This is a genomic window from Dickeya sp. Secpp 1600 (genome assembly GCF_003049805.1).
In the GTDB taxonomy this organism is placed as follows: Bacteria; Pseudomonadota; Gammaproteobacteria; order Enterobacterales; family Enterobacteriaceae; genus Dickeya; species Dickeya fangzhongdai.
On the sequence record NZ_CP023484.1, the window covers coordinates 732,360 to 753,629 of the forward strand.

Here is a 21,270-nt window from a genome sequence, read left to right on the forward strand (position 1 = left end):
TTATGCAGCGGCAGAAACTGGAACAGCCGTCTCCATTTGATCAACCATCTCGCTGATTTGTTCTTGCCCGTATGTCAGAACTGGTCGTTGCTTAACCACACTCACCACCAGCGGCTTGAGCAACATATTTGCTGTTGCGCGGCCCTGTTCCTTAGCGGCGAAGATGATCTCCAGCGTTTTTTGGTTGAGCACGCTTGCCAGATTCGCGTTAAGGTTTTCCAGCTCATGCTCTGTAAGCAGAAAACTTGCCGCAAGCCATGCCACCTGCTCCTGAATTAGCTCCAGCACCTTAACCCGATCATCTTCAATCAGCGCGCCGGCAATTTTTCTGGAAATAGCCGCTGCAATCATGCCGCCCAGTAAACCACCTGCTGCACGTCCAGCTAAAGCGCCAAACGGCCCTAATGGGCTAAGCATCACACCGCCAGCAATAGAGCCAATGGCACCCCCAGCGACGCCGGAAGAGGTTACAGCCAGATTTTTTATGAACTGGGCTCCTGAAATACGACCACGTACCATCTTGATCATATCCGGGCCAGTGGTAACGGCTACCAGCGCGAAAGAGGTCACCAGCGTGCCACGCATCATTTTATTTAGAGAATTTAGATTATTGGCTCCGACTCCCCGCTGAAGCGCATTACGTACCGTCGGGCTGGCAGCAGCGAAATCGATATTTTTAAGCAGCCCCTGAACGGCACTAATACGGTGTAATTGCTGGACCGTTACATAAACCGTCAGCGTGCGGGTAAAGGTTTTCCCGGCTTGTATCGCGGCAGTTTGTAACGCAGCCTTACGATCGCCGGTATTGAGATAGAAAATGGAAGCCGTCAGACCGAAACTAATCCCGCCTGCGGCAAGACTGACAATGGATCCTTCCGCAAGATCGTAGGTAATGGATTCGAACGTACCAAATTTAGTGATATTTTGCGCCTGCGCGTAGGTGAGGTGCCCCCGACGTATCAGTTTTGTCGCTTCGGCTGGATCGTTAACGCCAGGCACTTTGCCATCGCGAATTTTGTTCTCCATGGTCTCAAGCGCTTTTGCGTACTGGTCTTTTGGCACCTCGAGCTGCATCGGCGCGCCGTTACTGTCGTAGTAACGATAATGTCCATTTTGCCCATCAAAACCGGCACCTACGCTGCGCGCGGCGGTTGAGCAATATTTGGTTTGGATCTCAGTACCGTTAACCAGCCTGTCTGCGCCATTTTTTGCATTGTCGTCACCGAGGATTTGAGCGTCTTTCAGCTGTACTCTATCGACAAGATGGTTGCCCCGTTCAGCAGCAAAACCATGTCCTTGTCCGCCCACGGCGAACATTTTTTCGTTGGTATTCCAGGCTTCTGGCAGCGTCATGAGAATCAGGCCATTCGTCGCCGCGCTGGAAATAAATTCAGCCTGCGGTCTTTCATGGATTTCCTGGCAAAGTTTTTCGGTTTCACGGCATATATCAGAGCAATACCATTCATGATTTCCGCTACCGGAACCGTTCACGCTTTTAATCTCACTCAAACCGCATGACGCGCAGGTACAAAGCTCATCAATAAAGCGGAATGATACAAATTTGCGCCCGTCTGAAAACGAATAATAACTCCCACCGTCAAGATAACGATTCAGAAGGTCATCATTTGCGGCGGCAGGTAAATTCAGTCGATTGCTGAAGAGCGTTTTTACTTCATCCGGCGAATGCGTTAGCTTGCTGTTCAACTGCCCGTTGAATTCCGCCATTTTTCCTTCATACCAGGCATCATTCAACAACCAGTTATCACCCGCCAATTCTTGCTCTCGTGTCTCGCCCTGCAGAATATGTTGCGAGACTAGCTTTAGAAAAACGCTTTCGGTTAATTCTGCGGAGAGGTTGCTTGCTTTCTTTAGCTCCGCCAGCCAGCTCCGGCTATTGATCGCTTTTTGTTCCTTCAATCCTTCTTTAACGGCCATCGTTAGCTTCTTCAGTTCCTGAAGCTGGTTTGCTGCATAGAACTGCGTCAGTAAGGCTGCAATCCAGTAAAGCAGCCCTGCCCACCACATTAGTGAAGGCGAAATAGCGTATTCCCATGCGATAAACGGTGTAACCGCCGAGCAGGCCATAAGAAAATAAGATGTGTAAAAACAGCAATAGTATTCTTTGAGTTTTCCGGCAATATCGACGGGAGCGAGCCCATTCTTCAGGATAGCTTTGGTTTGCAGGGGTTCCGCCAGTAGGCCGCCGGCAAGCGCCGCAGTCAAAATAAACTTCATTGAATCAAAGGTATGTGCTTCATAGGCAATGTGTTCGCCGTCCAGTCCCCACATAAAGCTAATTATCATGCCAACAATGACGAGTGGAACACCCAGCAGCCAGCGCAGGCGAAGCGCAAAGGTTACTCGTTCCACAATATAGCCCGCTAATAACGGCGGGCCTGCCACGATAAGTACGCCGAGGCCAAATACCACGCCCAGAATATTGAGCGATGCCCGAAACAACGCTTTAAGGACAACAAACCCTATAACCAGAAGAATTAATGCACCAATTATCTGTAGCATTATTATTTTTATCCTTGCTTTAACTGTTTCATCCCGGCATCACGCCATCATAAAAGCGTCCAGATCATCCGCGTTTTTAATGCTCTTGTCTCTTCTCGAGACGCCATGGGCTTGTGCAAGCGTAATGCTCGCCTCCAGCAACTGGCTATTATTTTCCACATTTGGACCGCCCCTACAACAGTAGGCATATCCTGTCCTCACGACTGAGATGACAAAATTGTCATCTGGGCAGCGCATTTCTGTCGGTTGGCGGTGGGTAGACTTGAGCTATTTCTTTCCGGGTGTTCATTGCCATGAAATTATTACGCTCAAGGCCGTTTATCGTTGCCAGCCTGATGGTTGGCGCCGTTATTCTCTATTTTCTGTATTCCCGCCAAAGCGCCGTTTCCGCCACCCCGCACAGCGCGCCCGCTCCGCTGGTGAGCCTGGTGCCGGCGCAGGTCAAATCGCTGCCGCTGACGCTCGCCACGCAGGGGCACGTCGTCTCGCTAAATCAGGTCGATATCCAGTCGCAGATTACCGGAACCGTAAAATCGGTGGAGTTCAAAGAAGGGGATGTGGTGCATCAGGGACAACTGCTGTTCACGCTGGATGACAACACGCAGCAGACGGCCTTGCACCGGGCGGTGGCGTCGCAGGCGGAATCACGCTCGCTGCTGGATAAAGCGCAGCGGGATCTAAACCGCGGGCGGGCGCTGAAAGCGCAGAATTATATCTCGGCGTCCGACTGGGACGCGCTGCAAAGCGCGCGACAACAGTATGACGCGCAGTTCAACGCGGCGCGGGACGATATTCGCAGCGCGCAGGCGCAGCTTGGCTACACGCGCATTTACGCACCGGTTAACGGCAAAACCGGCGCGCTGAACGTTCATCCGGGCAGTCTGGTGCAACCCGGCAGTTCGCTTCCCCTTGTCACCGTCAGCCAGTTCGACCCGATTGGCGTCTCTTTTACGCTGCCGGAAAAAGATCTCAACCCGGTGCTGGCCGCGCAGGCGCAAGGGCCGGTACGGGTATGGGTGAATAACGCCAAAGGGCAGGCGGTGGAAGGCATATTGGATTTTATTAATAATACCGTCAGCACCGAGTCCGGCACCATCGCGCTGAAGGCGCGGTTTAGCAACGCCGGTAATCTGCTGTGGCCGGGCGCGTATCAGGCGGTCAACATTGACGCGGGTGCGGAAAACGTGGTCGTGCTGCCGCCGCAGGCGATTCAGAACGGCCCGGACGGGCATTTCGTCTATCTCGTCGATAAACAACGTCAGGCGGTGATGCAGCCGGTGAACCTGTTGCGCATCCAGCAGCAGATGGCCGTGGTGGACGGCATATCGCAGGGGACCGATGTGGTGATTGAGGGCGCCAACAATTTGCGTCCCGGTATGAAAGTCGCCGTGGCGAAAAAAGATGCGGCAGGGCAGAACTGATGAAACTCGCCGAACTGTGCCTGTCCCGCCCCATTGCCGTGATGCTGCTATGGCTGTCGGTGATCGTCACCGGGGTCATCTGCTGGACGAAACTGCCCGTGGCGGCATTGCCGTCGTTTGATATGCCCACCATCAGGGTGAGCGCATCGCTGTCCGGAGCCAGCCCGGAAACGATGGCGTCGTCGGTCGCCACGCCGCTGGAGAAGAACCTGTCCACGATCCCCGGTTTGTCGATGCTGACCTCGACCAGTTTGCAGGGGGCGACCACCATCGTGCTGGAGTTCGACCCGTCCGTGAACATCGACGCGGCCGCCGTTGACGTGCAGTCGGCGCTCTACCAGACGATGAAAAAGCTGCCGTCGCAGATGACGACGCCGCCCTCGTTTCGCAAGGTGAACCCTGCGGACGCGCCCATCGCGGCGATTGGCATCGACTCGCCATCCATGACGCTTTCCGAGCTCAACCGTTTCACCGATAACCTGATTTCCCCCGCGCTATCGACCATTAAAGGCGTGGCGGAGGTGAATGTGATCGGCCAGAAACGCTATGCGGTGCGGGTGGAAATCGACCCCGACAGGCTGGCGGCGACCGATATGACGTTGTCTGAAGTGCAGACGGCGCTGAAGGCCGCCAATGCGAATTCGCCCATCGGCGAGCTGGACGGCAAGCGTCAGATGATGATGCTGCAAACCCGCGGCGATCTGATGAAGGCGGCGGATTTCGCCAACGTGATTATCGCTACGCGTAACGGGCAGCCGGTACGGCTGTCGGATGTCGCCAGCGTGCAGGACAGCATCGAAAATGCCCTAAGCTACAGCGCGGTCAACGGGCATACCGCGATTGTATTGAGCATCAACCGCCAGCCGGGGGCGAACATCGTGGCGACGCTCGACGCCATCAACCAACTGCTGCCCAAATTGCAGGCGCAGATGCCGCCGTCGGTACAAATGAAGCTGCTGAACGATCGTTCAATCTCGATTCGTCAGGCGATTCATGATGTGAATCTCACCCTGATGCTGACCATCGCGTTGGTGGTGCTGGTGATTCTGCTTTTCTTGCGCCATTTCCGCGCCACGCTGATCCCGGCGCTCAGCGTGCCGGTGTCCCTGCTGGGCGCTTTTGCGCTGATGTACCTGCTCGGGATGAGCCTCGATAATATTTCGCTGATGGGGCTGACGATTGCCGTGGGGCTGGTGGTTGATGACGCCATTGTGGTGCTGGAGAACATCATGCGCTACATGGAGGAGGGCGAGTCGCCCTGGCGGGCGGCGCTGCTCGGGGTCAGAGAGGTGGCGTTTACCGTGGTGTCGATTTCGCTGTCGCTGGTGGCGGTGTTTATCCCCATTTTCTTTATGCCCGGCACGTTGGGGCTACTGTTCCATGAATTCGCCTGGGTGGTGTCGCTGGCGATACTGGTGTCGGCGGCGGCGTCGCTGACGGTGATTCCGCTGCTGGTGCCGATGCTGATCAAGCATCAGGAACATCCGACGCCGGAGCCGGCCTGGAGCCAGCTATTTGAACGCGGGTTTGAATCCCTGCGTCGCGGGTATGGTAACGCGCTCGACTGGGCCATCGGGCATCGCTGGGTGATGGTGCTCACCGCGCTGGCGACGGTATTACTCAGCGTTTTACTGTACTGGAGTGCGCCCAAAGGTTTTTTTCCGCAGGAAGATCTCGGCCAGGTGACGGCGAATATTGATACGCCGCAGGATATGTCCTACGAAGGGCGGTTGAAGGTGGCGCAGCAGTTGGGCAATACCCTGCTACAGGACCCGGCCGTCAGCGATATGGTGACCAAAGTCGACCATGACACTACGCAACTGATGCTGACGCTAAAAGACAGCGCGCAGCGTCCGCCGATGGCGCAGGTGTTGCAGAAAATGCGCGCCGAAACGCGCTATCTGCCGGGGATTACCGTGTTTTACAGCCCGGTGCAGAACCTGAAGGTCGGCGGGCGTTCGTCAAAAAGCAACTACCAGTACACGCTACAGTCGGTGAACAGCGGCGATGGACTATCGTTAAATGACTGGGCGAACAGGCTGATGGACGGAATGAAAAAAACCGGCGTTTTCGTGGGCGTGAACAGCGACGCGCAGCTGAACGGTTTGCAGGCGCAGTTGCAGATTGACCGCAACAAAGCGTCGCTGATGGGCGTGGATATCGATCAGATCCGCAGCAACCTGTACGCCGCCTTCGGGACGCAGCAGGCATCGACCATTTACGCGCCGGAAGACAGCTATCAGGTCATCATGGAGGTGAACAGCGCCTTTAGGCAGAATGAAAGCGACCTGTCGAAAATCTATGTCCGCTCGTCGGCGAACACCTTGCTGCCGGTGACGACCTTTACCCACATCACGCGTTCACAGGGGGTGACGGCGGTAAACCATCAGGGGCAGTTGCCGGCGATCACCGTTTCGTTCGATCTGGCGCCGGGGAAATCGCTTTCCGACGCCACCAACGCGATCGCGCAGGTACAGCAGGCTATCCAGATGCCTAATTCGGTTATCGGCAGCTACGCGGGACAGGCGGCGCTCTACCAGCAGTCCCAGACCAGTCAGGTCTGGCTGATTGTGATGGCGCTGGCGGTGATTTACGTCATTCTGGGCGTATTGTATGAAAGCTGGATCCATCCGCTGACTATCCTGCTGGGGCTGCCGTCCGCCGCGGTGGGCGCGCTGCTGGCGTTGCGGCTGATGAATCTGGATCTGACGTTTATCGCCATGATCGGCATTCTGTTGCTGATTGGCATCGTGAAAAAGAACGCCATCATGATGATCGATTTCGCTCTTGTCGCACAGCGGACGCGGGGTCTGTCGCCCCATGACGCCATTATACAGGCGTGCATGCAGCGCTTTCGGCCGATCATGATGACGACGCTGTGCGCCATGATGGGGGCGCTGCCCATCGCCTTTGGCTGGGGCGCCGGGGCCGAGCTGCGTCAGCCGATGGGCGTGGCGGTGGTAGGCGGGTTGCTGTTCTCGCAGCTGATTACGCTGTTTATTACCCCCGTTCTGTATCTGCTGTTTGACCGGCCAAACGTTGAAATGGCGACGATGGCGCATCCGGTGGAGGAACAATGAGACTATTGCTGGTAGAAGACCAAACCATGGCGGCGGATTACATCTCCAAAGGGCTCAAGGAGAATGATTTTGTGGTCGATGTCGCTCACGATGGCGTGGATGGCCTGCACTATCTGCTGACCAACGATTATGATCTGGCGATCCTCGACGTCATGCTGCCCGGTATGAACGGCTGGAAGATCCTGGAGCTGGCGCGTCAGGCCGGGAAACTGACCCCCGTCATGTTCCTGACGGCGCGCGACGAGGTGGAAGACCGGGTGCGTGGTCTGGAATTGGGGGCGGAAGATTATCTGATCAAACCCTTTTCCTTTAGCGAGCTGTTGGCGCGGGTGCGCGTCATTATGCGGCGGCAGGCGGTACATGCGCCGGCGGTGGAGGAGTCCGTTCTGCAAATCAGCAACTTGCAGCTGGATTTTCTTAAACATCGCGTGTCGCGCGGCGGAAAACGCATCGAGCTGACGCAAAAAGAGTTTTTGCTGTTGAGCCTGTTGATGCGCCGCAGCGGCGAAGTGCTGTCGCGCACCGTGCTGGCGGAGCAGGTCTGGGACATGAATTTTGACCCAGAAACGAACGTCATTGACGTGGCGATTCGCCGGCTGCGCAGCAAAATCGACGATGGCTATGAGATCAAACTGCTGCACACCATCCGCGGCGCCGGATATGTACTGGAAGTGAGAAACGATGCTGATACCGCGTAATTTTCCGATCACCCTGAGGCTGACGCTTTATTTTTCCCTCGCCATGAGTCTGGTGCTGTACAGCGTTTCGGGGCTGCTGTACTCCACGATGCGCAACCAGCTTAGCCAGAAGGATGAAGATGAACTGCGCAGTACGCTGCGCTTTCAGCAGGAAATCGCCGCTACCATCAGCGAACGTCAGGGACCGAAAGACCTTTGGCAGCAGGAGCTGTTCGAGTTCGTCGCCCGTCAGGAACGCCTTTCGCTCAGGATCATCAGCCCGGACGGCAAAGTCTGGGCGCAGTCGAAAAATATGCGCGTCCCGCAGCAGGATTTCCCCGCGCCATCCAGCGAATTTCGCTACAGCGCGTGGCGCTATCGCGCGCACGAAGCCAGCGAAAAATACCTGATCGCCTCGACCGATTTCGTCCTCAAGGATAACCAGCCGTGGCTGGTGCAGGCGGCGCTGAACGTCTCAAAGAACAATGAAATCATTGAAGATTATTGGAAGCGCATGCAGATTGCCGTGGCGCTGTCCATCGTCATTTTTTCCGCCATTGGCTACTGGCTGGCCCGCAAAGGGCTGCTGCCGCTGCGGACGATGAGCCGGGAAATCGAGCACATCCACGCGGAAGACCTGCACACCCGGCTGTCCACACAGCGCTGGCCGTCGGAGCTGAATACGCTGGCCGCCTCGTTCGACGGCATGATGACCCGCCTGGAGGCATCGTTTAAACAGTTGAGCCGCTTTTCGTCGGATATCGCCCATGAGTTGCGCGGCCCAATCAACAATTTGATTTCGGCGGCGAGCGTGACGCAAAGCAAGGCGCGCAGTCAGGATGAGTACCGCGAAACGCTGGCGGCGATTGTGGAGGAAGGGGAGCGGCTGTCGCGCATGATTTCATCCATGTTGTTTCTGGCTCGTGCGGATAACAGCCGCGAGCCGCTCAACGTGGAACAGCTGAACAGCGCAACCGAATTCGCCCGGTTGATCAATTTCTACGATATTCTCGCGGAAGAAAAGAATATCGACTTGTCGAGCGAAGGCGACGTCGTTTTCTATGCCGATCCCATTCATTTGCAGCGCGCGCTGGCGAATCTGCTGTCCAATGCGCTGCGCCATACGCCGCCCGGCGGGAGGATTTTGTTGAGCGCGGTGAACTACAACGGCAAGGCCTGTCTGAGCGTTATTGATAACGGCGAAGGCATCAGCGCGGATCATTTGCCGCATATCTTCGACCGTTTCTATCGGGTGGATGACGCCCGCAGCAACGCGGAAAACACCGGCTTAGGGCTGGCGCTGGTGAAAACCATCGCCGAGATGCACGGCGGCAAAATCCAGGTGGCGAGCGAGGAAGGGAAGGGAAGTTGTTTTACGCTGGTGCTGCCGACGCGCAAGGAAGACATCGCCAACCTGACAAAATTGTAATTTATGCGTTGAGCCTGGGTCATCATGACGCACTGATAATAGACCCTATTATCATACAGGAGGCTGGTTCAGACTATGATTCAGAATAGGCAAAACACCGCGTTGTCTCGCGCTCAACTGAAAAATTATTTTTCATATGTCCGGCAGTTTATTGCCGCGCCGCGCTCGGTAGGCTCCGTTATTCCGTCATCCGCCACGCTGTGCCGCGCGATGATGAACCAGGTAGACTGGTGTACGAATCTTTCTATCGCCGAACTTGGCGCGGCGAACGGCGTATTGACCAAAGGCATTCTTGAGCGAATGCGCGCCGACGCGGTGCTGGATGCGTATGAAATTAATCCGGGGTTCGTTAATCAGCTACAAAAGATTGGAGATAAACGGCTGAATGTCGTCGCTGCATCGGCAGAAACACTCATTAATCGTTATGATATTGTTTTTTCCTGCCTGCCGCTGTTGTCGATGCCCACCAGAATTACCGTGCGCATTCTGAATCAGATTCGTAAATGTATGGCGCCGCACAGTACGTTTGTTCAGTTTCAATATAGTCCGCTGTCGGAGAAATTATTGTCGCATTATTTTAACTGGCAACGGATTGTCGTGGTGAAAAACGTTCCGCCCGCGCTGGTCTACGTCTGTACGCTGCGGGAAGAATAACGCATTTCTTTGCTGTTCCCTGTGTTCGATACGATATCGCCGTGCTGTTTCCGTACAGCCTCACATCGCCTGCGGCGATATATTATCCCGGCAGGCGGAGAATATCGGTTTTTTTAGTCCTGTAGCGAGGAGGTCGGATGAAAGTAAATATTTTATACATAATGCTGGCGGCGGCGTCGTTTTTTCTTATCGAGCAAAGCCCTGCCCAGGCGAGTGTAAATAAAGTGGGAAATACATGGATACTTTCTCCGGCGGCCTGGTATCCCCATACGGATACGACACCCGAAAATCATCCGTTCGATATTAATAAAAACTCAACGGGAAATAATGACTTTCCCCATCGGTTATCTACCGATAAATAAGGTGAGAAATAAACAGAACCCCCTTTGTTATTGCTAATCAATAACAGCGAATAAATCCTGACTCCGGCGACGTGATACTGCCCGGAACAGGTGTTTTATCGTATTTCAACAGCGGCTGATAGTACGCTAAAAAAAGAGATGTTCGCGTAATGAAAAAACAACCGAAAGTATTCACCGGAATAGGCGTTTGCCTGGCTGCGTTATTGGCGGTGCCCTGTATCGCATGGATGACGGGCTGGCAGTGGAATCCGGATGCGCCGTCCCGGCTGCTGGCCTTTTTTTATTTTCTGACGCAAACGGTGAGTAATCCGTTCGGTATTATCACGGCGCTGTTTTTACTGGGCGCGCTACTATGGGTGTTAAAACCCGCGAAGACGCTCGTCTGGCGATGCGCTTTGTTGATTATCGCGCCCATTTTGCTGGGACAAGTGTCCGTTGGCGTACTGAAGCGATGCGTACAGGAGCCGCGGCCGTTTGTGGCGTGGTTAAGCCACAACCAGCCAGCGGAAATTCACCGTTTCTACAATCTGGATACCGATAAACGCCGCCGCATCGTATTTGACGGCCTTCAGGACCATGCCACGATGCCTGTCTGGCAAAAAGCCCACTGGGCGGAGCAAACCAGCTATTCATTTCCTTCCGGTCACTCTATTTTCGCCGCCGCCTGGGCCATGCTCGGGGTCGGGTTACTGTGGCCGCGGCGGCGTTTTATCGGCGCGGTGGCGCTGATCGCCTGGGCCGCCGGCGTGCTGGCAAGCCGTCTCCTGCTTGGCATGCACTGGCCGGTCGACTTGCTTGGATCGACAGGGCTGGCTCTGATCCTGACGTATCCTTCGATCAAGATGATCAACCGTACGGTTCCGGTTTGAACGACCCGCGCATCGACGGGGTATCCATCGGATAGACCGGTTCAGATCAGTCACTGGCTGAGCGCGGCATAACCGTATGTGCCGCATACCTTGAGGCGCCTGAACAACGCGACATGCTATTAACAGTTTCAAAAATAAACCAGCTCCCAAAAGGAAACAAAATGCAGTATGGTTATGCAGGTATGAAATAGAAACTCATCAACGGCAGCAGATGGAGCAGAGGTAATAAGATGCCTGAATTCAATGTCTACAGCAAAACCTGTCCGGCGCGCGTGGTGCTGGATCGTTTGTCCAATAAGTGGTCGCTGTTGATTCTGGATCGTCTGGCGTGCGAGCCGGTACGATTTAATCAATTAAGACGTGACATTGAAGGCGTATCGCAGAAGGTGTTGTCGCAGACGCTGAAGCATCTGGAGCGCGATGGCATGATCCGTCGGCAGGTGTTCGCCACGGTGCCAGTGACGGTGGAGTATTCGATTACCTCGCTGGGTAAGACGCTGGTCAAGACCGTACACGAACTGACCCACTGGGCAGAGAGCAATATTGATGAAGTCATGCTCGCCCAGCAGCGCTACGACGAGCTTAATTCGGCTTCCACGGCGGCATAATCGTTTAATCGGTAGCGCTTCTCTATCCGACGATGAGGGCTGCGGTTTAATCCGACTGGCCTTTTGAAAAGGCGATGATGCCTGTCGTGATACATGCAATGTATCGGGAACAGGCAATCTCAGCGATTTACGGACGGGGGTTATTAAAAAGCCGCGGTATGAGGTCGGCCCCGGCCATTAATCATACCCGTTAATCCTTCCGCTCTTTATTATTCGCAATATTATTATTGGCGATGGGCGTATATCCCGTTGGCGCTTCCAGCAATATCTCCTTGATGTCGCCGACATCATAATCATGGCAACTCTTGTCGAGCTTTTGTAACAGTTGTTCCATTTCCTGCCAGCTCAGTCTTTCTTCCTGCGCGGTCATGATTCTGGGGTGGCTGGTGCCTTCTACATTTTCGCCAATCAACAATTCCTCGTAGAGCTTTTCTCCCGGGCGTAATCCCGTGAATTTAATAACGATATCGCCATCTTCGCCATAGCCTTCGATGCACCCTTTCATTCCCATCAGGTTGATCATTCTGCGCGCTAAATCGAGGATTTTAACCGGCTCCCCCATATCCAGAACAAAAACCTGGCCGTTAATCCCCATCGCGCCTGCCTGTATAACGAGTTGCGCCGCTTCAGGTATCAGCATGAAATAACGGGTAATGTCCGGATGGGTTACCGTAACCGGGCCTCCCTGACGAATCTGTTTTTTAAACAGCGGAACGACAGAGCCAGAGGAACCTAATACGTTGCCGAAACGGACCATGGTGAAGGTCGTCTGGCTTTGCCGTTCCGCCAGCGCTTGCAGAATCAGTTCTGCCATTCGCTTACTGGTCCCCATGATGTTGGTGGGGCGCACCGCTTTGTCGGTCGAAATCAGGGTGAAGTTGCGCACCCCTTCCTCTATTGCGGCTTCGGCGCAGGCCAGCGTGCCGAAGACATTATTGCGGATACCTTCGATGACATTGTCTTCCACCAACGGCACATGCTTGTAAGCTGCGGCATGATAAATGGTTTCTACCTGATGGGCCCGCATCAGCTTCTGGATCCGGTTTTGCTTTTGCACCGACCCCAGTGCGGCAACGATTTTGGTATCAAGCAGCAAACGTTTCTTGATGCCCTGAAGCTCCTGGTCGATGGTATAGAGGTTGTATTCATTCAGTTCAAACAGCACCAGCGTGCGGGGGTGCTGCGTCAGAATCTGGCGGCAGAGCTCTGAGCCGATGGAACCGCCAGCCCCGGTAACCATGACCGATTTGCCGGTAATGTTTTTAGACATCAGTTGCTTGTCGGGGCCTACCGCTTCACGTCCCAGCAAGTCCGCCACGTCCAAATCCCGTATTTCTGTCGCAACAGCCTTTCCGGCGGCAATGTCTTCGACCGAGGGTACGGATTGCACTTCAATCGGCCAGTGCGACAATTTTTCCAGCAATCTCAATCGCTGGCCTTTTTTGATGTTATTAATCGCCAGCAGCAGTTTTACCGGTTGATATAACGGTTTCAGTTTTTCGAATTCGCTACTGTGATGCACCTTGATGCCGCAGATGATTTGACCAATCTTTTTTTCGTCATCATCAAGCACCACCACCGGATGAAACTCGTCTCCCTGGATCAGGGAATAAAGCAGGTCACGCCCGGTTGCTCCCGCGCCATAGATAAAGACATTTGGCTTCTGACGTTTGTAATAGTGGTAATAAAACGTGCGAATGAGTACGCGAGGGCTGCCCAGCGCCAGCGTCGCCAGTCCGGCGTAGATAAAAGGGACGCTGCGCGGCACAAACGACTGAAAAAAGAAACTACTCAGCGCCAGGCTGATGGCCGACAGAATCACCGACAGAAAAACATACCCCATTGCCGGCAGCATCATGTAACGCAGCACGGCCCTGTACATACCGCAGCGAATAAATACCAAAAGCGTGATGGACAACGTGATCAGGACGCTGGCGATTTCAGCGTAACCCACAGGAAAATCCAAGGTGCCCAAACGAACGGCGACGGCCAGATAAAGTGAAACTACAATGGCTATCGCATCATAGAGCACCGTCATGATGCGTTTGTTTCTACGCTCAGTACTTAGCAAAAATGGAATGGGTTTAAACATCTGGGGCCTGAATGTCTGTGTGAGACGACAATTGGAGTAAATTAGGCGGACATTTTAGTGGTCCGACAACGTCTTGACCAGCTGTGAGAATCTCAATTTCTGGTATAGCGGGTACCAAGGTATTATCAGGTATTTTCCTGCGGAAGGTAACCATATTGAAAATCTTAGTAACGGGAAGCCGTGGGTTTATCGGGAAGCGGCTGGTCGCGCTGGCGGGCGAGCAAGGCATCGCCTGTGTTCTGCATTGCAGCGAGCGTGCAGAGGTATCCGATAGCCCGATGATTCGCGCCAATCTGACCGCCACGACCGACTGGACGCCGGCGCTGCAAGGTGTGGATGCGGTAGTACACTGCGCCGCCAGAGTGCATCAGATGCAGGACGGCGGTGATGCATTGGCGCTTTATCGGGAAACCAATGTGGCGGGGACGTTGCGACTGGCGCAGCAGGCCGCGGAAGCCGGCGTTAAACGGTTTGTCTTCCTGAGTTCCATCAAGGTGAATGGCGAAACCACTCAGCCTGGCCGGCCTTTTCAGCCCGATGTGGCGGTACCGCCCGCCGATCCTTACGGTGTGAGCAAATACGAGGCGGAGCAGGCGCTGATGCGTCTGGCGCAGGAAACCGGTCTTGAGGTGGTGATTATTCGCCCGCCGCTGGTGTATGGACCGGGCGTCAAAGCCAATTTCCGGGCGATGATGAACTGGACCAGCAAAGGCGTGCCGCTGCCGCTGGCGGCGGTTCATAACCAGCGCAGTCTGGTATTTGTGGACAACCTGGCCGACCTGATTCTGCTGAGTTTGCGCCATCCGCAGGCACCGGGGCGGGTGTGGCTGGCGTCGGACGACCACGACGTCTCCACCGCCGATCTGCTGGCGGATATGGCGGCGGCGCTGGGGGTGAAAAACCGCTGTTGGCCGCTGCCGCCGTGGGTACTGAAAAGCGCCGCGGCCCTGCTGGGAAAATCCGCGGTGGCGGAGCGCCTGCTGGGTTCGCTGCAGGTGGATATCCGCGAAACCCGGCAACGGCTTGGCTGGCAGCCCGCCGTCCCTTATCATCAGGCGATTGCCATCACGGCGCGGGCGTTTCTGGCGGAAACGTCCGGCGTCTCCGAGTCCGAATCCAAAAAAGGTTGACCGATTATTATGCTGCGTGTTCTGGATGTATTACTGGCGCTGATTGGCTTGCTGTGTCTGTGGCCGGTGATGCTGATTGTTTATGTGTTGGGATTGTTTGATACCGGTTCGCCGGTTTTTATTCAGCAGCGGGTCGGCCGACATCAGCGCCCGTTTAACCTGATTAAGTTCCGCACGATGGCGGTGACGACCGAGTCAGTGGCGACGCACCTTGCCAGCCGCAGTGCCGTGACGCGGTTAGGCGCGTTTTTGCGTAAAACCAAGCTGGATGAGTTGCCTCAGTTGATTAATGTGCTGAGAGGGGAGATGAGCCTGGTGGGGCCGCGTCCTTGTCTGTTTAACCAACAGGAACTGATTGCCGAACGTCAGGCGCGCGGCGTATTTGATGTGTTGCCGGGGATTACCGGGCTGGCGCAGGTTAACGCTATCGATATGTCTACGCCGCAGAAACTGGCGGAGTGGGATCAACGCATGATTCAGACCCTGTCGGTAAAACATTACTTCACTTATCTGGTGCAAACGGTGGTCGGCAAAGGTTCCGGCGATCGGGTGCGGTGAGAAAAAACGATGCCGGTCAAGCCGGCATCGTAACTAACATCTCTTCATGGTGTGGAAGGATCACTTCACCGGGGCCAGCGCCGTCTGGTCCACGTAGGGTTTCATGATAGTGTCCGCTTCCTGCTGGGCGGCTTTGGCCGCCGCTTCCGGCGTGACTTTCTCGTCATTCACCACCGCGGCCAGCTGGTTTTCCATCGCTTTACGCACCGCTACGGTTTCATAGGTGGAGTACCACGGATGGGCATACTTCAACTGCTCCAGCGCGGTGGCGGCGCGCGGGTCTTTTTCCAGATAGGTTTTCATTTCCGGCGTGTCGTATGAGGCTTTGCGCGGCGAGAAATAGCCGGTGAAGCGGCTCCAGGCGCCGTTAACCTGCGGGCTGACCAGATAGCTCAGGAACTGGTAGGCGGCCTTTTTCTGCTCGTCGGAAATACCTTTGAAGCTTACCAGGCTGGCGCCGCCGATCGGTACCGCGCGCTGCTCTTTGGCGGGCAGCATCGCCACGCCCAGTTCAAAGTCTTTGGTGTTTTCACGCATAAAACCCAGCGCGCCGGTGCTCAGCATCGCCATGCCGAGTTTGCCGGAGAAGAACGCCGCGCTGATCTGCTTGGAATCCAGTACGCCGGACGGCATCACGTTGTCTTTGTAGATCAGGTTTTGCCAGAAGCGCAGCGCGCCGATGGTCGTCGGGGTGTTGTAGTAGACCTCGCCCGGATAGTCCTCGTTGAAGTAGTTGCCGCCGTTGGCGCGCACCAGCGAGGAGAAAATCCAGCCGCCGTAGTCGTCGTTGGTGGACGGCAGCATGATGCCCCACTGGCCTTTGCTCTGGTCGGTCAGCTTCCTGGCGTCTTCCAGCAGCGCCTGCCAGGTTTGCGGCGCCTGGGCGATGCCGGCTTTTTCGAACATCGTCTTGTTGTAATAGAGGATCGGCGTCGAGTTGTGGAACGGAATGGCGTACGTCACGCCCATCACCTGCGCGTTCTTGTGCATGGCCGGCCAGAATTCGTTGGTCAAAAACGTACCGGCTTTTTCGTTGCCGAATTTGAACAGTTCGTCCATCGGCAGGATTTCGTTTTTCAGCGCCAGATCGGTGGTGAAGTTGGCGGACATGATCACCAGCGCGGGCGGCTGGCCGGCTTTCTGCGCCGCTTCCGCTTTCATTTTGGTGGTGTCGTAGTTACCGGTGAAAATCCCCCGCACTTCCACATCCTGCTGGGAACTGTTGAATTCTTTGATGATGCGGGTCATTTCCATCGTCAGTTTGCCGTCCACCGGGGCTGGAAACATGAAATCGATGTTCTGTTTGGCCAGCGCCGAACCGGCGAAGGCCAGCGTGATGCCGAGGGTGAGCGCCTGTAACCGCTGTTTCAGGGGCTTATGCATGGGGGATCTCCTGGTATACGTTCTGCTGTGTATCAGCATGAAAAAGATGAACATCAAAAGGTGAAAAACCGAGGCTGACGGTATCGCCGACCATCGGGGCGTCGCCGCGGTTTTTGCGGCTGTAGCGCAGTTCGCCAATCGGCGTGCTGATGTGCAGCAGATAGTCCGCGCCCATCAATTCTCGTTGCGTCACGGTGCCGGGCAGACGCAGCGTATGCTGTTCGGTTTCCGGAGCATCGGTAAGGTGTTCCGGGCGGATGCCGAAAATCACCTGCTGGAGCTGGCCGGCGTGCGGCGGCAGAGGAAGCGCTTGCTCACCCACCTGCGCCGCGCCGCCTGCGCAAGGCAGCGTAATAAGGTTCATGGCGGGCGAACCGATGAAACTTGCCACGAACCGGTTGGTCGGGAAGGCATACAACTGCTCCGGCGTGCCGACCTGCTGGACTTCGCCGTTGTTCATCACCACGATGCGATCCGCCATCGACATGGCTTCGGTCTGGTCGTGGGTGACGTAGACGGTGCTGGTTTTTAACTGCCGGTGCAGCGTCATGATGCCGTCGCGCACTTCGGTGCGCAGCCGGGCGTCCAGATTGGACAGCGGTTCATCCATCAGAAACAGCCTGGGGTTGCGGACGATGGCGCGCGCCATCGCCACCCGCTGACGCTGGCCGCCGGACAGCTTGCCCGGTTTGCGGTCCAGCAGTTCGTTCAGTTGCAGCAACTGCGCCACTTTCTCCAGCCGGGGTTGCCAGCTCGCTTTCGGTTCATGGCGAATCTGCATGCCGAAGGTAATGTTGTCCTTCACCGTCAGGTGCGGAAACAGCGCGTAGTTCTGAAAAATCATCGCGAAGTTGCGCTCGCGCGGCGAGTGGGCGGTGATGTCGTCGCCATCCAGCCAAATCTCGCCGTCGCTTACCGTTTCCAGCCCGGCCAGCAGGCGCAGCAGGGTGCTTTTGCCGCAGCCGGACGGCCCGACCAGCACCAGAAATTCGCCGTCGGCGATCTCCAGCGACAGCGAGCGCAGCGCCGGTTTGTCGTCAAATCGTTTGCTGACGTTGTGCAGTCGTAACGTAGCCATTAACGCTCATCCACCGGGCAACTGATGCTTTCGTTGTACAGCCACGGACCGGCGTAATGCGACAGCGGGTGCAGATAGCTGACCCACTGTTTGTCCACCAGACGGTGCATCAGGCAGGCCGGCGGCGACATGTCGTAGTAAGGGCGAGTGTCTTCGTGATAGTAGGGCACCTGATGGACCGTACCCGGCACGGTGGCGATGATCGCCTGACGGTACTGGGTCATGATCAGGCAGTGGTTATGCCCGCAGAAAATGCGTACCAGCGACGGAAAACGCTCCACCAGTTCCAGCAGGCGGTGGCCGTTTTCGCAGGCGATGCGGTCCATTTGCGCGGAGCCGAGGGCGAGCGGCGGGTGGTGCATAAACACGGAGGTGGGCTTGTCATCACGCATCAGTTGCGCTTCCAGCCAGGCCAGCGTCTCTTCCGTCAGCCAGCCTTTGGAGGTGCCGGCGCGGCTGGAGTCGATGAACAGCAACCGGGTGGCGAAATCGTCAATCGCGTAGCGCATATTCTGCGGGTCGTGGCCCAGTTGCGGGCACAACGGTTGCAGATACTCCAGAAAGTGGGTTTTGTCGTCGTGGTTTCCGGGGATGATGTACAGCGGGTAGGCCAGATTGCCCAGAATCTGGCGGGCCACCTGGTATTCCGACGGGCGACCGCAGTTGACGATATCGCCGCTAATCACCACTGCGTCCGGGCGTTCGGTCAGGGCGTTAAGCTGCGACACCACGTCGGCGTTGCCGGCGTTGATGTCGATGAAATCGTACAGTTTCTGCCCTGGGCTTCGAAAATGGGTGTCGGAAATTTGCGCTAACAGCATGAAAAACTCCTTATTTTATCCCTGAGAAACCAAAGCTTCTCAGGAACTGTTTTTGGAAAACGATAAACGCCAGCATCAGCGGCAGGCACACCATCAGCGTCCCGGCGCTGATCATTCCCCACTGGCCGCCGGATTCGGCACCCATGGCGAATGACACCAGCCCAACGGTCAGCACCTGTTTGTCCGGGTCGTTGAGCATCATCAGCGGCCACAAATACTCGTTCCAGTGATAGGTAATGCTGACGGTGGCGAACGCCAGAATGGAGGGCCAGGACATCGGCAGCAGCACGCGGAATAACACCTGCCACCAGCGGCAGCCCTCCATTAGCGCGGCTTCTTCAATCTCTTTGGGAATAGCCAGAAACGCCTGACGCATCAGAAATACGCCAAACGCCGAGGTGAAATAGGGCATCATCACGCCGGTCAGGGTATTGAGCAGACCAAAGGCCTTCAGCGTCATCATGTTGGGCACCATCATCACCACCGGCATGATCATCAACTGCACCAGAAACAGCAGGAATAGCGTCTGCTTGCCGCGAAACTCGTGGCAGGCGAAGACGTAACCGGCGGTGGTGATGGTCAGCAACTGGACGAAAAAGGTGCCGAAGGTAAAGAAAATGGTGTTGGCGTACAGGCTTATCCAGTCGGCGCTCTGCCAGGCGTCGCGGAAGTTATCCAGCGTCAGCGGCCAGCGCGGCAACAGCGACGCCATTCCCACGCCAAAGGTGGTGGCGCTGAATGCCGATGAGAGCATCCAGATAAACGGGCTTATCCACAGCAGCGCGGCGCAGATCATCAGCAGGCTCAGGGTCGCCCGGCGCGACTGGCGCCAGCGCAGCCATGCCGGCAAGGGCGCGCGGGTGGAACAGGCAACGGCGGGGGAGATCTCAACGCTCATAATGCGCCCCTTTCTCAAGCACTTTCAGGTTAATCAGCGAGAAAACGAACAGCCCCGCCAGCGTCAGGAAGGTAGCGGCCGAGGCTTTGCCGAGGTCGTGGGTGTCCCAGGCCAGGTTCTGGATGTAGTACAGCAACACGGTGGTGGCGTTGTCCGGCCCGCCGTGAGTCATCACCGCCACGTGGTCGATTTGGGTGATGGAGTAAATCAGCGCGGTGGTAATGACGAAACTCAGCGTTGGGCGCAGCAGCGGCAGCGTGACCCGGAAAAACACCTGCGTCGACGTGGCGCCTTCCATAATCGCGGCTTCGCGGGTGGACGGCGGGATGCTCTGCAAACCAGCCAGAAAGAACAGCATGTAGTAACCGGCGAATTTCCATACGCCAATCAGCGCAAGGGCTAGCAGCGCGCTGTTGCTGCGGCCCAGATAGTTGTTGTTCATCGGGCCGAACAGCTTGGCCAGATAGTAATCCAGCAGGCCGATGCCGGGCATGAAGATAAACAGCCACAGCGCGGCGGCGCTGACCATCGGGATGATCATCGGGAAAAAAAACGCAGTACGCAGCCAGCGGTTGACCGCGTGGTTTTCCCATAGCGCCACCGCCAGCAGCAGCGCCAGCACCACGCCGGGGATCACCGTCAGCAGGATATAGACCAGGTTATTGAGCAGCGCGCGCCAGAATACGGCGTCATTCAGCAGGCGAACCACGTTTCCCAAACCGACGAACGGCGCGTCTGCGCCCGCCATACGGGTATCGAACAGGCTGTCATAAACGGAGCGCAACAGTGGAAAGTAGGTGAACAAGAGTAGGAACAGCAAAGAAGGCGACAGAATCACCCAGGGGAGCCAGTTTTTTTGCATGGTGATAGTTTTCGCATGGTGATGGTTAATGCCAGTCAACGGGTTTCGTAAAACGGAAGGCATATGCTGCGCAGGGAATACTGCAAGGGCATGGCAGGCCGGTGACGATTTGGTGACGAAGGTTTCCATAAAATAAAACTGTTGCTGATGGCTTGTACTGCGGCGGGAAAAAGCGTTTGATGATCCATTAAACGCTTTTATGGTTATTTACCGATTTATCCAGGAGGTTCTATGTCCGTTTCTGCACGAAATCAACTTAGTGGAACAGTGGCCAGCGTGGCGGAAGGCGCGGTCAATAGCGAAGTGGTGCTAACGTTGGAAAGCGGCGAACAGCTGACTACCGTGATTACCCGCAGCAGCGTGACGACGCTCGGACTGGCGCCGGGTAAAGCGGCGCTGGCGTTGATTAAGGCGCCGTGGGTGATTCTGGCTTCGGCCGATTGCGGCCTGAACTTCTCCGCCCGTAATCAGTTCAGCGGTACGATTGATGACGTGGTCAAAGGCGCGGTACACGCCACGGTGCATATCACCACCGCCAAAGGTCTGAAATTGACTGCCAGCGTCACCAACGAAAGTGTGGAAGAGATGGGATTGCAGGCCGGATCGGCGGTGATCGCCCTGATCAAGGCTTCCAGCGTCATTCTGGCGACCCGCGCCTGACGGCGAGCGGCAACGACATTGACGCCGCACACAATCTTTACACTCGAATCCCTCCTTTATTCGGTGGATTTCGGGTAATCTGAGTCGCTTTTTAGCGGCAGAGACGTGCGGCATGCGCCGGACTGTACTTTGCCGCACGTTTCTCCTCTTTTTTCACATTGACTGTGT

18 protein-coding genes are annotated in these 21,270 nt (G+C 55.9%); 11 read left to right on the forward strand and 7 right to left on the reverse strand.

Annotated elements, in window-relative coordinates; all coding sequences use genetic code 11:
- Nucleotides 1-2,520: a hypothetical protein gene (locus CPA59_RS03455; RefSeq protein ID WP_107758701.1), complete on the reverse strand. Its 2,520-nt coding sequence runs from the start codon at nucleotides 2,518-2,520 to the stop codon at nucleotides 1-3.
- 293 nt (nucleotides 2,521-2,813) lie between these two features.
- Here CPA59_RS03455 and CPA59_RS03465 point away from each other — a divergent pair, with 293 nt between their 5' ends.
- From CPA59_RS03465 to CPA59_RS03495, 8 genes are all read left to right on the forward strand, one after another.
- Entirely contained in the window at nucleotides 2,814-3,941 is a 1,128-nt protein-coding gene (locus CPA59_RS03465; protein WP_038917858.1) for an efflux RND transporter periplasmic adaptor subunit, read from the forward strand.
- On the forward strand, nucleotides 3,941-7,021 hold the full coding sequence (locus CPA59_RS03470) for an efflux RND transporter permease subunit (RefSeq protein WP_107758702.1): 3,081 nt from the start codon (nucleotides 3,941-3,943) through the stop codon (nucleotides 7,019-7,021). Before CPA59_RS03465 ends, CPA59_RS03470 begins: the two co-directional genes overlap by 1 nt.
- A complete protein-coding gene (locus CPA59_RS03475; protein ID WP_038917860.1) occupies nucleotides 7,018-7,719 on the forward strand; it encodes a heavy metal response regulator transcription factor in 702 nt (233 codons plus the stop codon). The genes CPA59_RS03470 and CPA59_RS03475 overlap by 4 nt, the downstream gene beginning before the upstream one ends.
- Nucleotides 7,703-9,127 carry a heavy metal sensor histidine kinase gene (locus CPA59_RS03480; RefSeq protein WP_100848941.1) on the forward strand — a complete coding sequence of 475 codons (1,425 nt, stop codon included), beginning with the start codon at nucleotides 7,703-7,705 and terminating at the stop codon, nucleotides 9,125-9,127. The genes CPA59_RS03475 and CPA59_RS03480 overlap by 17 nt, the downstream gene beginning before the upstream one ends.
- A gap of 75 nt (nucleotides 9,128-9,202) precedes the next feature.
- Nucleotides 9,203-9,781: a class I SAM-dependent methyltransferase gene (locus tag CPA59_RS03485; protein WP_038917862.1), complete on the forward strand. Its 579-nt coding sequence runs from the start codon at nucleotides 9,203-9,205 to the stop codon at nucleotides 9,779-9,781.
- Nucleotides 9,782-9,918: 137 nt separating this feature from the next.
- Nucleotides 9,919-10,143, forward strand: coding sequence for a hypothetical protein (locus CPA59_RS22795; RefSeq protein ID WP_127353471.1), 225 nt, complete (start codon nucleotides 9,919-9,921; stop codon nucleotides 10,141-10,143).
- A 149-nt stretch (nucleotides 10,144-10,292) separates the two neighbouring features.
- Nucleotides 10,293-11,012, forward strand: a complete 720-nt coding sequence (locus CPA59_RS03490) for a phosphatase PAP2 family protein (protein ID WP_049842624.1) — start codon at nucleotides 10,293-10,295, stop codon at nucleotides 11,010-11,012.
- A gap of 230 nt (nucleotides 11,013-11,242) precedes the next feature.
- A complete protein-coding gene (locus tag CPA59_RS03495) occupies nucleotides 11,243-11,620 on the forward strand; it encodes a helix-turn-helix domain-containing protein (RefSeq protein WP_038917863.1) in 378 nt (125 codons plus the stop codon).
- A 190-nt stretch (nucleotides 11,621-11,810) separates the two neighbouring features.
- Here the strand turns inward: CPA59_RS03495 and CPA59_RS03500 are convergent, their stop codons facing one another.
- On the reverse strand, nucleotides 11,811-13,712 hold the full coding sequence (locus tag CPA59_RS03500; protein ID WP_038917864.1) for a nucleoside-diphosphate sugar epimerase/dehydratase: 1,902 nt from the start codon (nucleotides 13,710-13,712) through the stop codon (nucleotides 11,811-11,813).
- 155 nt (nucleotides 13,713-13,867) lie between these two features.
- On the opposite strand from CPA59_RS03500, the gene CPA59_RS03505 reads away from it, so the two are divergent.
- Both CPA59_RS03505 and CPA59_RS03510 read left to right on the forward strand, forming a co-directional pair.
- Nucleotides 13,868-14,842 (forward strand): NAD-dependent epimerase/dehydratase family protein, encoded by a 975-nt coding sequence (locus CPA59_RS03505; RefSeq protein ID WP_100848943.1) that lies wholly within the window; start codon nucleotides 13,868-13,870, stop codon nucleotides 14,840-14,842.
- A gap of 9 nt (nucleotides 14,843-14,851) precedes the next feature.
- Nucleotides 14,852-15,400 (forward strand): sugar transferase, encoded by a 549-nt coding sequence (locus CPA59_RS03510; RefSeq protein ID WP_161130555.1) that lies wholly within the window; start codon nucleotides 14,852-14,854, stop codon nucleotides 15,398-15,400.
- A 60-nt stretch (nucleotides 15,401-15,460) separates the two neighbouring features.
- On the opposite strand, the gene CPA59_RS03515 is transcribed toward CPA59_RS03510, so the two are convergent.
- From CPA59_RS03515 to CPA59_RS03535, 5 genes are read right to left on the reverse strand one after another with little or no spacing between them, the layout of a single operon-like run.
- A complete protein-coding gene (locus CPA59_RS03515) occupies nucleotides 15,461-16,783 on the reverse strand; it encodes an ABC transporter substrate-binding protein (RefSeq protein ID WP_100848945.1) in 1,323 nt (440 codons plus the stop codon).
- Nucleotides 16,776-17,861, reverse strand: a complete 1,086-nt coding sequence (locus tag CPA59_RS03520; RefSeq protein WP_107758703.1) for an ABC transporter ATP-binding protein — start codon at nucleotides 17,859-17,861, stop codon at nucleotides 16,776-16,778. Before CPA59_RS03520 ends, CPA59_RS03515 begins: the two co-directional genes overlap by 8 nt.
- Complete coding sequence (locus CPA59_RS03525) at nucleotides 17,861-18,682, reverse strand: phosphodiesterase (protein ID WP_107758704.1); 822 nt, start codon at nucleotides 18,680-18,682, stop codon at nucleotides 17,861-17,863. The genes CPA59_RS03520 and CPA59_RS03525 overlap by 1 nt, the downstream gene beginning before the upstream one ends.
- Nucleotides 18,683-18,692: 10 nt before the next feature.
- Nucleotides 18,693-19,580, reverse strand: a complete 888-nt coding sequence (locus tag CPA59_RS03530; protein WP_042858712.1) for a carbohydrate ABC transporter permease — start codon at nucleotides 19,578-19,580, stop codon at nucleotides 18,693-18,695.
- Complete coding sequence (locus tag CPA59_RS03535) at nucleotides 19,570-20,442, reverse strand: carbohydrate ABC transporter permease (RefSeq protein WP_038662225.1); 873 nt, start codon at nucleotides 20,440-20,442, stop codon at nucleotides 19,570-19,572. The genes CPA59_RS03530 and CPA59_RS03535 overlap by 11 nt, the downstream gene beginning before the upstream one ends.
- 231 nt (nucleotides 20,443-20,673) lie before the next feature.
- Here CPA59_RS03535 and CPA59_RS03540 point away from each other — a divergent pair, with 231 nt between their 5' ends.
- Entirely contained in the window at nucleotides 20,674-21,102 is a 429-nt protein-coding gene (locus tag CPA59_RS03540) for a molybdopterin-binding protein (protein WP_038917874.1), read from the forward strand.
- The last annotated feature ends 168 nt before the right edge of the window (nucleotides 21,103-21,270 follow it).

Bases quoted from the DNA above. Each gene is read 5' to 3' on its own strand.
- CPA59_RS03495 (WP_038917863.1), top strand. From the start codon at position 11,243: ATGCCTGAATTCAATGTCTACAGCAAAACCTGTCCGGCGCGCGTGGTG.
- CPA59_RS03500 (WP_038917864.1), bottom strand. From the start codon at position 13,712: ATGTTTAAACCCATTCCATTTTTGCTAAGTACTGAGCGTAGAAACAAA.
- CPA59_RS03480 (WP_100848941.1), top strand. From the start codon at position 7,703: ATGCTGATACCGCGTAATTTTCCGATCACCCTGAGGCTGACGCTTTAT.
- CPA59_RS03455 (WP_107758701.1), bottom strand. From the start codon at position 2,520: ATGCTACAGATAATTGGTGCATTAATTCTTCTGGTTATAGGGTTTGTT.
- CPA59_RS03535 (WP_038662225.1), bottom strand. From the start codon at position 20,442: ATGCAAAAAAACTGGCTCCCCTGGGTGATTCTGTCGCCTTCTTTGCTG.
- CPA59_RS03530 (WP_042858712.1), bottom strand. From the start codon at position 19,580: ATGAGCGTTGAGATCTCCCCCGCCGTTGCCTGTTCCACCCGCGCGCCC.
- CPA59_RS03520 (WP_107758703.1), bottom strand. From the start codon at position 17,861: ATGGCTACGTTACGACTGCACAACGTCAGCAAACGATTTGACGACAAA.
- CPA59_RS03510 (WP_161130555.1), top strand. From the start codon at position 14,852: ATGCTGCGTGTTCTGGATGTATTACTGGCGCTGATTGGCTTGCTGTGT.
- CPA59_RS22795 (WP_127353471.1), top strand. From the start codon at position 9,919: ATGAAAGTAAATATTTTATACATAATGCTGGCGGCGGCGTCGTTTTTT.
- CPA59_RS03465 (WP_038917858.1), top strand. From the start codon at position 2,814: ATGAAATTATTACGCTCAAGGCCGTTTATCGTTGCCAGCCTGATGGTT.
- CPA59_RS03540 (WP_038917874.1), top strand. From the start codon at position 20,674: ATGTCCGTTTCTGCACGAAATCAACTTAGTGGAACAGTGGCCAGCGTG.
- CPA59_RS03525 (WP_107758704.1), bottom strand. From the start codon at position 18,682: ATGCTGTTAGCGCAAATTTCCGACACCCATTTTCGAAGCCCAGGGCAG.
- CPA59_RS03475 (WP_038917860.1), top strand. From the start codon at position 7,018: ATGAGACTATTGCTGGTAGAAGACCAAACCATGGCGGCGGATTACATC.
- CPA59_RS03470 (WP_107758702.1), top strand. From the start codon at position 3,941: ATGAAACTCGCCGAACTGTGCCTGTCCCGCCCCATTGCCGTGATGCTG.
- CPA59_RS03485 (WP_038917862.1), top strand. From the start codon at position 9,203: ATGATTCAGAATAGGCAAAACACCGCGTTGTCTCGCGCTCAACTGAAA.
- CPA59_RS03490 (WP_049842624.1), top strand. From the start codon at position 10,293: ATGAAAAAACAACCGAAAGTATTCACCGGAATAGGCGTTTGCCTGGCT.
- CPA59_RS03515 (WP_100848945.1), bottom strand. From the start codon at position 16,783: ATGCATAAGCCCCTGAAACAGCGGTTACAGGCGCTCACCCTCGGCATC.